The sequence below is a fragment of the Thermoproteota archaeon genome, from assembly GCA_030130125.1.
In the GTDB taxonomy this organism is placed as follows: Archaea; Korarchaeota; Korarchaeia; order Korarchaeales; family Korarchaeaceae; genus Korarchaeum.
This window is the reverse complement of record JARZZM010000028.1, coordinates 1-11,790: the sequence shown is the minus strand read 5'-3', so window position 1 is coordinate 11,790 and position 11,790 is coordinate 1. Positions and strand designations below refer to the sequence as shown.

At 53.4% G+C, this 11,790-nt stretch carries 11 protein-coding genes; 5 read left to right on the top strand and 6 right to left on the bottom strand.

What is annotated here, in order from left to right; genetic code table 11:
• Window positions 1–106: 106 nt before the first annotated feature.
• The 3 genes from QI197_05385 to QI197_05375 all read right to left on the bottom strand — a co-directional run bounded on the left by QI197_05385 (window position 107) and on the right by QI197_05375 (window position 2,186).
• The gene (locus QI197_05385; protein MDK2372792.1) at window positions 107–514 is read right to left on the bottom strand and encodes a DsrE/DsrF/DrsH-like family protein; all 408 of its coding nucleotides are present in this window, start codon (window positions 512–514) and stop codon (window positions 107–109) included.
• Window positions 515–593: 79 nt separating this feature from the next.
• Complete coding sequence (locus QI197_05380; GenBank protein MDK2372791.1) at window positions 594–1,022, bottom strand: DUF1641 domain-containing protein; 429 nt, start codon at window positions 1,020–1,022, stop codon at window positions 594–596.
• 27 nt (window positions 1,023–1,049) lie between these two features.
• Window positions 1,050–2,186, bottom strand: a complete 1,137-nt coding sequence (locus QI197_05375) for an FAD-dependent oxidoreductase (protein ID MDK2372790.1) — start codon at window positions 2,184–2,186, stop codon at window positions 1,050–1,052.
• Window positions 2,187–2,420: 234 nt separating this feature from the next.
• On the opposite strand from QI197_05375, the gene QI197_05370 reads away from it, so the two are divergent.
• Together QI197_05370 and QI197_05365 are read left to right on the top strand one after the other, a co-directional pair.
• Complete coding sequence (locus QI197_05370) at window positions 2,421–3,380, top strand: (Fe-S)-binding protein (GenBank protein ID MDK2372789.1); 960 nt, start codon at window positions 2,421–2,423, stop codon at window positions 3,378–3,380.
• The gene (locus QI197_05365) at window positions 3,377–4,555 is read left to right on the top strand and encodes a lactate utilization protein B (GenBank protein ID MDK2372788.1); all 1,179 of its coding nucleotides are present in this window, start codon (window positions 3,377–3,379) and stop codon (window positions 4,553–4,555) included. Before QI197_05370 ends, QI197_05365 begins: the two co-directional genes overlap by 4 nt.
• Window positions 4,556–4,570: 15 nt before the next feature.
• Here the strand turns inward: QI197_05365 and QI197_05360 are convergent, their stop codons facing one another.
• Window positions 4,571–5,626 (bottom strand): LUD domain-containing protein, encoded by a 1,056-nt coding sequence (locus tag QI197_05360; GenBank protein MDK2372787.1) that lies wholly within the window; start codon window positions 5,624–5,626, stop codon window positions 4,571–4,573.
• Between the two features lie 326 nt (window positions 5,627–5,952).
• Here QI197_05360 and QI197_05355 point away from each other — a divergent pair, with 326 nt between their 5' ends.
• Window positions 5,953–8,010: a DUF3160 domain-containing protein gene (locus QI197_05355; protein MDK2372786.1), complete on the top strand. Its 2,058-nt coding sequence runs from the start codon at window positions 5,953–5,955 to the stop codon at window positions 8,008–8,010.
• A 50-nt stretch (window positions 8,011–8,060) separates the two neighbouring features.
• Window positions 8,061–8,858, top strand: coding sequence for a GNAT family N-acetyltransferase (locus QI197_05350; GenBank protein ID MDK2372785.1), 798 nt, complete (start codon window positions 8,061–8,063; stop codon window positions 8,856–8,858).
• Window positions 8,859–8,931: 73 nt separating this feature from the next.
• Here QI197_05350 and QI197_05345 read toward each other — a convergent pair whose 3' ends face one another.
• Complete coding sequence (locus tag QI197_05345; protein ID MDK2372784.1) at window positions 8,932–9,462, bottom strand: acylphosphatase; 531 nt, start codon at window positions 9,460–9,462, stop codon at window positions 8,932–8,934.
• A gap of 316 nt (window positions 9,463–9,778) precedes the next feature.
• Here QI197_05345 and QI197_05340 point away from each other — a divergent pair, with 316 nt between their 5' ends.
• The gene (locus QI197_05340; GenBank protein ID MDK2372783.1) at window positions 9,779–11,212 is read left to right on the top strand and encodes a dihydrolipoyl dehydrogenase; all 1,434 of its coding nucleotides are present in this window, start codon (window positions 9,779–9,781) and stop codon (window positions 11,210–11,212) included.
• A 20-nt stretch (window positions 11,213–11,232) separates the two neighbouring features.
• Here the strand turns inward: QI197_05340 and QI197_05335 are convergent.
• Window positions 11,233–11,790, bottom strand: a 558-nt coding sequence (locus QI197_05335) for a DUF234 domain-containing protein (GenBank protein ID MDK2372782.1), incomplete at its 5' end; no start/stop codon positions are given.

Sequence of the window (11,790 nt, the reverse complement as noted above, 5' to 3'; positions counted from 1 at the left end):
TGGCCTTCCTGTAGGCCTTGATGAGGTTCGTCAGGGGACCGGGGCAGGATATGCCCCTAGCATCGATGGAAATTGTCGGCTCTACATCCGTCATGATGACACCACCTCACACGAACACTACTTGGTAGTCGCTCATCTCCGCTAAAAATGTTGCAGCCCCCACAATATCATCAACTATGGGATCGATCTGGTCCTTCGAATAACCCAGGGCTTCCATGGTCATTGAGCATAGCATTATCCTCACATCCCCCAGCTCTTTTGCTGTCTTGAGCATTTCGTACCAAGATGGAGCGCCCATCTTGGCCATTCCCTGCATCATCCTCTCCGCTAGATCTTGGAAGACCTCGGGAACCTTGGGCTCAGGCTTCTCCCTCATGAAATATGGAGTGGCGAAACTGGTCACGAATATCCTTACCGGGATCTCGTAATTGGCAGCGGTCTGTGCTAAGACACCCGCGAGAATTAAGGAGTCGGCCCTCCCCGAGTACAGCACGATACCAAACCCCTTGGACATGGGATCACCTTGGTAAAACGATGTGATACTTTAAAATATTTTACATCGTTTCACCGAGGAATCACCGGACACCTCTACCTCAGAGATCAGACTCGCTGGCGCACTTGCCTATGGCCGTCACCGCGTTGAGAAGAATGGCCAAGCCTCTCTGGAAGTCAGGATCGGACATTCTCTCCATTAGGGCAGTGGGGACCACCCTCTCCTTCTTCTCAACATACTCAGCAACGGTCTTGAGACATTCAGGCGCCATTACGAAACCAGCGGCCTGCATGAGCTCGGCTACTGCCTTCACGGCCTCCTCCTTTATGAACCCCCTCTGAAGGGCAACCAGCCCGAACACCAATCCCAAGAGGTCATCCAGTAGGCCCGCCTCCGAGAAGAGCTCCAACTTGTCCAAGAGCTTCTCCATCCTCGATAGAGTATCTATCAGCCTGTCAGCGTTATCCAAGAGCTTATCCAACTTCTCAATCCTCTTCTCATCGAGAGAGATGTTGGAACCATTTCCCATAATCATCACCCCCAACCAACAACGAAGTCACATCAACCCGGTCAGGATGTACTTCCAGTACATCTTGGTGAAGGCCAGCTTCATCGCGTGGAAGAGCCAGTTGGGTATGAGACCCGGAGGAATGTTGTAGCGATAATTCGAAACCTGAGCGGATGCGCGGCCTTCGCCCATCTCTATGAGGCAGAAGCTTTGTCCATCGAATGCTTCCTTTACGCCACCCCTCATGTCGGAAATGATGTTGTTGGCCAATGTCGCGGCTTGAAAGTGCGCGACGACACCGGTTTTCGGTATAGGAAGAGCAGTGGCATCTCCTATGGCAAACGCATCATCGTAGCCCTTGATGTTAAGGAAGTACTTGTCCACGGGCACCCAGCCCTCCTCATCCCCCAACCCGGAATTGAAAATTACCTCTGAACCTTTGTGAGGCGGACTGAGCACGAGTATATCGTAGTTCAGGGAATCTCCCTCAGCCGATCTTACTTCCCTCCTGTCCGGATCCACCTCATCGACTGTGAAGAAGGTGACTAGGTTAATGCCACGCTTCTCCATCTCCTCCTCCACCAGCTTGTTGAGAAGTACAGGCCCGTAAGCCCTCCCCATAGGAGATATGTAGGTGAGCTCTATATTCTCCCTGACCCCTCTCCTCCTGAGTAGTTCATCAGCCAAGAAGACCATTTCTAGGGGAGCAACGGGACACTTGTATGTTAAGCCGCCCACTCCAATCACGATTTTCCCTTTCTTTATGGTCATGAGTTTCTTTCTCAGTCGCATTGAGGCGCCAAAACTCCAGAAGTGATCAGCTCCGGTCTTGAAGCCGGGGATGTCCTCATAATCGAAGGTAGATCCCGTGGCTATCACCAAGTAATCGTAAACCCTGTCCTCACCGTTTGCCAGCTTGACCCTCCTGTCATCCAGATCTATCTCGGTCACCTCTGCCTGAGTGAACCTGATCCCCTCCCTGTAGAGGGCGACCCTGCACAGGGAAATTTCCTCCCTCTCAGCCTCCCCTACGGCGGAGAAGAGGAAGCCGGGCTGATACCAGTGGGTCCCCTCCCTATCTATAACCTCGATGGACGCCTCCCCAGATCCAAGTCTCCTAGCGAGCCGGTTAGCGAGTATCGTACCTCCATCACCGCCTCCTAAGATCAGAATTTTCTTTTCCATGGCAGTATCCCCTCTTATGGCGATAAGTCAACCTCTCACGAACCGTGTAACTTATAGAGCTATCGCGCACATTCTAGTGAACGATTAAAAATATCTTCTAAAGAGAGTGGACGGGCGCATCTCTCGCCCTAGTGGGGCGCTCTGTCGGGCTAGCACCGGTTAAAACGAAGAGATCCGCGCCAAATAACTAGAAAAAGTATTAATAAAGTCTCGATCGTATCAAGCGGGTGGTCCATGGACTTAAAGGCTGTAAAGTTACTGCTCGAGAAAAACGCTAAGAAAACGTGGAATCCTTTGGGAGTGAAAGAAGAATACTGTAGCATGTGGGCTGAGGGCATGAATTTTCCTGAAAGGGGCGAGGTGCTACTCTACACGGGCTGCCTCTACCAGATGATCCCATATATCGACATGTTCGCTAGGCTCCTGAAGGGGTTCGAGTCTATGAATCCTGCTTTATTCGGTATAGCCATGAAGATAAAAGCGCTGGCCGATTCCCTCGGTCTTGACACGATAAGTCTTCTAGCATCATTGGAGATCTCCAAGAAGGATAGGGAGAGATACTTCAGAATAGTTAGGTCAATAGCGAATGCACTCCTTTCTGCTGGCGTTAAATTCGCGTATATGAGGGAGGAACCCTACAGCGGGGTCCTCTACCACGATCTGGGGATGGACGACCTGTTTAGAGAGCATGTGATGAGGCTAGCCAAGAAGATAAAGGAGACCGGTGCGAGGAAGGTGATCACCATAGATCCTCACACCACCTACATGCTGAACTACCTCATCAAGGAATTCGTGGATGACTTTGAAGTCGAGGTCGTCCATTACATGGATGTCCTGCTAGAAAGGGGCTATACTCCCAAGGTCAGGGGACCCAAGGAGGTCGTGATACACGATCCCTGCTACCTAGCGAGGTGGAATGGCGTGATAGATCAGCCCCGCGTCCTTCTCTCCAGAGCTGGCGTGAAGGTAAGGGAGCCGGAATTCACGAGGAAGTTCACAGGTTGCTGCGGTGGTCCCATAGAATCCCTCTTCCCCTCCTTGTCCTCTAAGCTGGCTAGGAAGAGAATGGAGGAGCTGAAGGAGACTGGATCACCTTGCTTTACCGTAATGTGTCCAATATGTCTCACTAACTTTCAGAGAGAGGCTAGGGAACTTGGAGTGAGGGTTTTCGATATAATGGAGGTGATAGAATGACCGATTTGACGGGAGTAAGCCAGCTACTCAACAAAGTGTCCGATGACCCTGTCCTGAGGACTGCCTTGGATAGGGCAATCTCCTCCTATTGGAAAAAGAGGAAGCAGGTGATGGAGAGATACCCCTACGTGAAGGAGCTCGCTGATGAGGTCAGGAGGATAAAGGAATGGTCCATAGACCACATGGATGAGTTGCTCGACAAGGCTATCGAGGCTGTAGAGGCCAAGGGCGGGAAAGCCTATATAGCCGAGACGGCCGAGGAGGCTAGGAAGATAGTGGGCGAGCTGGTGGGGACCGGTAAGGTGGTGACCAAGGCTAAGAGCATGACGACTGAGGAGCTGAAACTCAGGGAGTTCCTGATTGAGAGGGGAAATGAGGTATATGAGACTGACTTGGGGGAGTTCCTTGTTCAGTTCCTCGGTCCGAAGCCGATGCACTTCATATCTCCCTCTATTCACCTGACGAGAGAGAAGGTCGCGGAGTTCCTCAAGGACTTCATGGGGGTGGAGGTGGACAAGGACGATGTAGAGGGAATGGTGGCTCTAGTCAGGAAGTTCTTGAGGGATAAGTACTTCAGCGCCGATGTGGGCATAAGCGGTGCCAATGCCTTCGCCGCCGATAGGGGGGCCGTCTTTCTCATAGAGAACGAGTCCAATATCAGGCTATCTATTTCCCTTCCACCCAAACACATCGCAGTCGTGGGGATGGAGAAGATAGTACCGACGATGAGCGATGCTTGGAAGGTGGTAGAGGTGATAAGCAGGTACGGCGGTTACAAGGTCACATCCTACATCAATACCGTTATGGGCCCAGCGAGGAGTGGGGAGGGAGACATCGGTCCCGAGGAATATCACGTCATATTCCTCGATAACGGGAGGAGAGAGGCCTCCAAAGATCCCATACTGAAACAGACCCTCTACTGCCTCAGATGTGGTGCCTGTCAATATCTATGCCCTGTCTTCGGCATCGTGGGTGGTTATTGGGCGGGACTCGAGTCAGCGTATTCCGGTGGCATAGGGGTGATGTGGGAGTACATAACCGGAGACAAGGAGACCTCGACTCAGCATGCGTTCGCCTGTCTCCTATGTGGAAGATGCATAGAGGCGTGCCCCATGCGTATAAACCAGCCCGAGGTGCTGAGGGAAATAAGGAGGAGGCTCATGGAGAGGATATGAGGGATTCTCCTTCTCTCATGTGAGGAGGGGGCAGCGCCCCTCACCCCTCACCCCGCCATACACTTCATCGCCAAGCCCCACGATCCTCCTCCATAGTCCCCATGTGTCGAAGCACGGAAGTTTCGATACCCTGATGCAGGTGAGGGCTACCCTCAGTTTATCGTCATCCAAGGCCTCGGATCTACCGTCATCCAGCAGTATGACGTGGAACTCCCTTGGGCCGTGGGCACCGTAAGTCACCCTCTTCTCTATATCTCCAGTCTTGCTTGGACCTCCAACGACCCCCAAGAAGGAGAAATCCATCTTTCCATACTTGGAGGCGAACTCTGTGACTAGGAAGGCCTCCATGTACGTGCTTACAACCTCCTCAATGCCAGCCACTATCACGTGAATCTCGGGGGTCATTGTCACCAGCCTGTCTATGCCGCTATCTGGGAGAAAGGTCATCGCACCTGGGTCGGCGGCCACCGCTCTGACTCCGGTGATCCCTACATCCGCTCTGTAGAGGGCATCCCTGTACAAGGCCCCCAAGCTGGCCAGCACATCCCCTTCCCCAATCCTCACACCCATGCTCTCTATTAGATTCCTCAGATCGCCATTATCAACCCTCAGATGGTATAGAGCCTTAGGAAACGCGGTGTCCAGCACTACATTCGATTCCCTGAGCCTCTCACCCAGCTTGGATTCCTCAACGGTCCAGCTGAACGACTTGACGACAGTCTTCCCCTCGCCGACTAGATCTCCCACTATCCTAGCAACCTCTTCACCGCTGGACGCCCTGTAGCAGTGGCCCTTGTTCTCCTCTATGTTCTCACAGGCCTCTTCTAGCAGTGATCCCTCTTTCAAGAGATCTAGGGCTCTCTCCCTTATCTTGTTGACTTCCTCAAACCTCACTCGATCCACATCACCGTAGCAACAAGCCATTTCCCTTACAATGAAGTTCACCAGAGGTCCTCTGGCTCTCCCAGTGAGTGACATGTCTATAAGATCCAAGTTGGATTCGGGTTGCTCTCCATCAAATACCCCGGTCAATTTAGCCAAGTCGTAGAGCATTAATGAGATGCCGATCACCCCCGACCCCTCTTGCCCATAAAAGATAGATTTTTCGAAGCTTCAATATCCACTGAAGGATGCAGCGAGTTCCCCCTGATGAGCACTACCCGACGCGTGCACCCAGATCCCATGCGCTTAAATAAGTACAACGCCGTCCGTAGCTTTTCAATACTCTTAAAGCAGAGCGATCATTCTATATGTTGATGACACGCCGAAGGAATCTCCTCATTGCGATCCTCCTAGCCATTGGGGTGATCTTAATCTTGGGTACAAGAGGTCCGATACCCATCCCTCAGCCACCATCTAAAGATAATACCTCGACACCACTTACGACCGGTTGGATGATGAGTGAGTGGAAGCTGGGATCGATACCCAAGCCGGGAGATTTCCCCCGTGCAGAGGAATTGAGGATCGATTGGAAACCAGCTAACTGGGGCAGTCATTCTAGGCGGGAGCACTTCCTCAATCCCCATGTCATCGATGAACTGGGAGTAGATGAGAGGATCCTGCTCGACAGGGGTTTTGCCTTGATCAAGTGGGGTGAGACTGGAGACTTCCCCAGCGCCTACTCTAGGCTCAGAAGATTCCCCACCTACGTGACGGTTGACTCGTTCCTCCACGCATATCACGTCCAATTCGATTCCATCCTTGCTGATATAGAGGAGGATCACCTCTTCAACGACCTCCTGAACCTGACAGATAGGATGATCGAGCACAGCAGCTCAGACATACTGAAAGTCGGCGAGCCAGCTCTCATGAACCTCGCCTACTTCTCTGTGGGCAAGAAGCTCTTGGATCCGGACTTCAGTCCACCGGCTGAGGTTGCGGATCTGGTGGGGAGAGAAGTAAACCTCATTAACAAGGGGAAAATAGCAGTAAGTCCGATTTTCGGATATAAGGAGGATTATAGTCAGTACAGGCCTAGGGGACATTATACTAGATCGGACAGGCTGAGGAGATACTTCAAGGCGATGATGTGGTACGGGAGAATGGCGTTCCTCCTACGGGGTGGGCTGGTGGACGAGGAGAGATCGAGGGAGCTGACGATCCGCGCCTCATTGATCGCCGCCGATCTCTCCTCCGATGAGAATGCCTCCGAGATCTGGGCCAGGATTTACACCGTCACCTCATTCTTCGTGGGGTTCGCTGATGACTACACTCCCTACGATTATCTGGAGGCGCTTAAGTCGCTTTTCGACGGTACTCTCACCTTGGAACAGCTGCACTCCCTCAGGGAGGACGGATCTATCGGGAAGTTCAGGAAGGAGCTATTGAAGAGGGGTAAACCTAGAATTTACGGTGGTACGGGGGTCTGTGACGTGACGCCCCCGATAACTGAGGAGGGTCTGGAGGAGTGCCTAGCCAAGACGGCCGGAATGAGGTTCATGGGAAGGAGGTACGTGTCGGATTCTTATGTCTTCCAGAGACTGGTAGCCCCCTCGGTGGGCCTCTACACGGGCGAAGATAAGCCGTTCACCTTAGTGATGACGCAGATCGGGCCAGCCAGGGGATTCCCACGTGGACTCGACTGGTTCGCCGTTATGGGAAGCGATAGAGCCCTTCAGATATTGAAGGAGGAGGGAGATGCGAGCTATGAACACTACGAGGAAAGAGTAAGGGAACTCAGGGAGGAGTTCTCCAAGGTGGAATGGTCCAAGAACCTTTACTGGTCTTGGTTGGATGTACTCCGCCTCCTAATCCAGGAGAGGGGGGAGGATTACCCGCCCTACATGAGATCCGATGCTTGGCTGGACAGACAACTCCAGACCGCCTTGACATCGTGGACCGAGTTGAGGCACGACACCATACTCTACGCCAAGCAGAGCTACACACCCAAACTCACTGCAGCACCCCCTTCAGCTGAGATAGGTGCAGTGGAGCCCCTTCCCTGGGTGTACGGGAGGCTCGAATCCCTTGTCAATCAGACGATGAAGGGCTTGGAGGATATGGGTTACCTGAGCCGGGAGGCGAAGACTAGGTTGGAGATCCTTGCTCAGGCGCTCAGAACTGCTAGAGAGATTTCAGTGAAGGAATTGAAGGGGGAACCGCTGAATGAGACCGATCTGTACTTCATAGGCAACTTCGCCGATGTGATGGAATCCATCATGTCTGGCTTGGATGAGAGGGCCAAGAGCACCGTGCTTGTGGCCGACGTGCACACAGATCTGAACAGCGGGGAAGTGCTGGAGGAGGCCGTGGGCAAGCTTGACCTCATTGTGGTGGCCTTCCCCACCCCGAACGGGACCGCACTCATGGTGGGGCCGGTCCTCTCCTACTACGAGTTCAGACACCCCATGACAGATAGGCTCACCGACGAGAAGTGGTCGGAAATGCTAGATAACCCACCCAAGCAATTCCCCTGGCAGGAGAAGCTTTACCATGAGAGACTTGCCTCACCTTAGGCTCAGACCAACCTGTAGCAGATAAATTAAATGACGAGGTGGTCGCGGGGATGAACAGCTTGATCAGGGAGGCTAGGCGAGAGGATTATCCCCATGTGAAGGAGATAGCGAGGCTCACTTGGGAAGGACACGATTACTTACCGCAGGTCTTCGACTCATGGATAGAGGACGGCCATTTCTACGTGATCGAGGAGGACGGTGAAGTTGTGGCCACAGCCAAGCTGACCCTGCTCCCTTGCGACGTAGGGTGGATGGAGGGGCTAAGGGTCCATCCGTCATACAGAGGGAGGGGATTGGCTAGAAGACTTCACGAGTTCCTCATATCCCTAGGGAGAGAGATGTCCGCGAGAGGAGAGCTGAAGAGTCTCATGTACGCCACATACGTGAAGAACGAAGCTAGCATACATCTGGGGGAGAGCACGGGTTTCAAGGTGGTGAAGAAGTTCCACCACCTCTATAAAGAACCTGAACACGCTGGAGTTCAGCTTAGGGAGACGGAACCGAGGCTTCCAGATGTAGAGCTTGTGCCGGTGGGCTGGAAGTTCCTGAAGAAGTGTGGAGATACGCTCGACTGGCTGAGGAACCACGCCGAGGCATATGGGATAGACGATGAAGGCTTCCTGATGCCTAAGGAGCCTACGACAACCTTTACTCCCTTTAGATACAGTGAAATGCAGTCCGTCTTGGGAGGAATGGAGGCCATCGCCCTCGAACGCGGGAGTAGGGTGAGCATAATGGTCCCCGAGGACATGTCCGATTCGGTCAGCCGGTTGAGGCAATTGGGGTTAGTACAGTGGGAGCTGGAGGAGCCGGATATCTTGGTCTTTGAACTACGACTGAGAGCTTAGTGACAGACGCACTTTATGACATACGTAAAGAGAATGCTCCTTGAGAGAGTCCACCAATGTTCGATGGTACTTACTACTCTATCCCCAACCTCTCCTTTATCAGGGCCACGTCCCTCTCCAGCTCAGCGAGTCTCCTATCAAGTATGGACTTGAGGTCCTTCCTGATCCCCTTGAGCTCCTCCAGCGTCTCGTCCTGCTTCTGTATCATCAGCTGCTGGTTCTGGATCATGGTCTCTTGGTTCTGCTTGCTCTCCTCCCTGAAGGCCCTCAGCTCCTGTATCATGGTGAGCCCAACCTCTATCATCTTACCGAGCTGGAGGGTCATGAAGTGGGACCTGAACCTCTCTATGTCCTTGATCGGACCATCGTAGTCCTCGAAATGGATCCTATCCACTCTAGCGCCCTCGGGGGCCATTTCCCTAACATCGTCCTCGAAAGCTCTCACCGCTCCATCGTCCCCCTCGTATAGAGCCTCTACCGCCTTCTTTCCCACATTACGAGCTTGGAAACCGGTCAAGTCGTGCTCACCAGCTAGATTTAGGAGGAACATGCGGTAGCCTATGTCCTGAACTTTCTCTCCCTCTATGATCAGCCTTCTCTTCATCGTTTAAAGGATCACCTAGATCGTATTTAAGAGTTATCAGGCATGTGACATAGATAAGAAAGTTCCGAAAGTATTAGCGCTATTACGCCTCAAAGTACTCAGCATCCGTGGGAGTTCGGAGCAGATATAATGGCCGCGCTTGGTATGTCCAGCTGGCAGCTAGATGAGGGCCTGCGTTGGGTCATTCTTAGCTCTTCTGGATCCCCTCTCTGGAGGATCTACTTCGGATTTGGGACCTACCCCCGTCAGTTCGTTGGCGCGGGCCCTCGCGAGAGTCAAGTACTTTAAAGACATATTCTCCTAGGCCGGGATGGACATGCCCGAGCCCATTGAGTATGACGCCATAGCCATAGGTACCGGCACGGCCATGAACATAGTTGATGGACTCCTCCACCACAATCCTGAAATGAAGGTAGCCGTGATAGACAAGGACGAGCCGGGAGGCATCTGCCTCACGAGGGGATGCATTCCCTCCAAGATCCTCATACACTCCGCCGATGTCCTCAGAATCGTGGAGGACGCCCATCGCTTCGGCATAGATGTCGAGATAAGGAAGGTGGACTACGGGAGGGTAATGAGGAGGATGCGCAATCTGATAGACCCGGAGATAGAGATGATACGGAGGGGGCTGAGCCAGCACCCGAACATCGACTACTATAAGGAGGTAGCGGAGTTCGTCGCTCCTTATACTCTCAAGGTGGGTGACAAGCTGATCAAGTCGAACCTCATCCTCCTCTGTTCGGGATCGAAGCCCTACATCCCCCCGATAGAGGGACTGGAGGAGGTCGGCTATCACACCAACAGGACCATCTTCCACCTCTTCGAGAGGCCCGACTCCCTCGCGATAATTGGGGGAGGTTATATAGCGGCCGAATTCGGCCACTTCTTCTCAGCGATGGGCACCAAGGTAACCATCATAGGAAGGAATCCCCGGTTCCTACCTCAAGAGGAGCCTGAAGTCTCCAAGCTGGCCAAGAGGGAGCTGGGGAGGTTCGTGGACATATACACGAATCACGAGGTCGTTAAGGCCAGGAAGATGCCCAACGGTAAGAAGGAGCTAATCGCGATAAACAGGGAGACGGGTGAGGAGGTGAGCTTCGTCGCCGACGAGATCTTGGTGGCTGCCGGCAGAGCGCCCAACACCGACATACTCCATCCTGAGAGGGCCGGCATAGAGACTGATGAGCAGGGCTGGATAAAGGTGAACGAGTATCTGGAAGCCTCCCAGCCGGGAGTCTGGGTCTGTGGTGATGCGAACGGTAAGTACCTGTTCAAGCACGTGGCCAACTACGAGTCCAAGGTGATCTTCTACAACATAATGGGCCACAAGGTCAAGATGAGCTACCACGCGGTTCCTCATGCCGTCTTCACCTACCCGGAGGTGGCCTCCGTGGGTATGAGGGAGGCTGAAGCCGTAGAGAAGCTTGGAAAGGACAGGGTGCTCATCGGGTTCCACAGGTACGAGGACACGGCCAAAGGAGAGGCAATGGGCGTCAAGGACTACTTCGTTAAGGTGATAGTCGATGCGGAGAGCGGCGTCATTGTCGGCGCCCACATAATAGGGCCCCACGCCTCAATCCTGATACAGGAGATCGTTACGCTAATGTATTCGAGGGACCCCACATACATGGCCATATCCACGGGGATGCACATCCACCCGGCCCTGTCCGAGGTGGTGGAGAGGGCCTTCTGGCACCTCACGCCCGTCGATCACTACCATCACATGCTCCATCATCTGGGATTAGAGTAGCAATTCCATGGGAGAGCGAATCACGCTCCTCCGAAGACCTCATCGAACGATCTGAGGTCCAGCACCCTCACCCCCTCAACTTCCTCGGCCCTTCTAGCTATAATCAGATATTCCTTGTCGTATCCCTCCAACAGGAGCTGCCCCTTAAGCATCAGCCTCCTAGCAACCCTTCTCACGTCCCTAGCGCTTAGATCAGACCACTTGGCCTCCATGAGTAGGGCCTTTCTCTTCTCGGTGTCTACCAACACCAGGTCTATTTCCTCACCTCTCCCCCACCACCTGCCGAGCCTTGTAACCCTCATGTCGAGTCTCCCGCTCCTGAAGAGGCCTATCACGGCTTCCCTAGCCACCTTCTCGAAGACAGATCCTAGATACTGGGAGTAGCTCGCTCTCACAGTTCCCACATCTAGGAGGCCCTCCTCTATGAGGGAGAGGTTGGGCGCCACGAACCTGAACCAGAAGGTGAGGAAGTTGTCCGCCAAGAAGTAGCGTCCCCTCTTGGAGCTCCACCTCTCGGTGACCGGGACCTCCCTGATCACGAGCTCCACATCCATCAGGTTCCTCCGGTATGGAGTTAG

What these genes read in the sequence shown, in the direction of transcription:
- QI197_05385 (MDK2372792.1), bottom strand. Translation starts at nt 514, where the DNA reads ATGTCCAAGGGGTTTGGTATCGTGCTGTACTCGGGGAGGGCCGACTCC.
- QI197_05380 (MDK2372791.1), bottom strand. Translation starts at nt 1,022, where the DNA reads ATGGGAAATGGTTCCAACATCTCTCTCGATGAGAAGAGGATTGAGAAG.
- QI197_05375 (MDK2372790.1), bottom strand. Translation starts at nt 2,186, where the DNA reads ATGGAAAAGAAAATTCTGATCTTAGGAGGCGGTGATGGAGGTACGATA.
- QI197_05370 (MDK2372789.1), top strand. Translation starts at nt 2,421, where the DNA reads ATGGACTTAAAGGCTGTAAAGTTACTGCTCGAGAAAAACGCTAAGAAA.
- QI197_05365 (MDK2372788.1), top strand. Translation starts at nt 3,377, where the DNA reads ATGACCGATTTGACGGGAGTAAGCCAGCTACTCAACAAAGTGTCCGAT.
- QI197_05355 (MDK2372786.1), top strand. Translation starts at nt 5,953, where the DNA reads ATGAGTGAGTGGAAGCTGGGATCGATACCCAAGCCGGGAGATTTCCCC.
- QI197_05350 (MDK2372785.1), top strand. Translation starts at nt 8,061, where the DNA reads ATGAACAGCTTGATCAGGGAGGCTAGGCGAGAGGATTATCCCCATGTG.
- QI197_05345 (MDK2372784.1), bottom strand. Translation starts at nt 9,462, where the DNA reads ATGAAGAGAAGGCTGATCATAGAGGGAGAGAAAGTTCAGGACATAGGC.
- QI197_05340 (MDK2372783.1), top strand. Translation starts at nt 9,779, where the DNA reads ATGCCCGAGCCCATTGAGTATGACGCCATAGCCATAGGTACCGGCACG.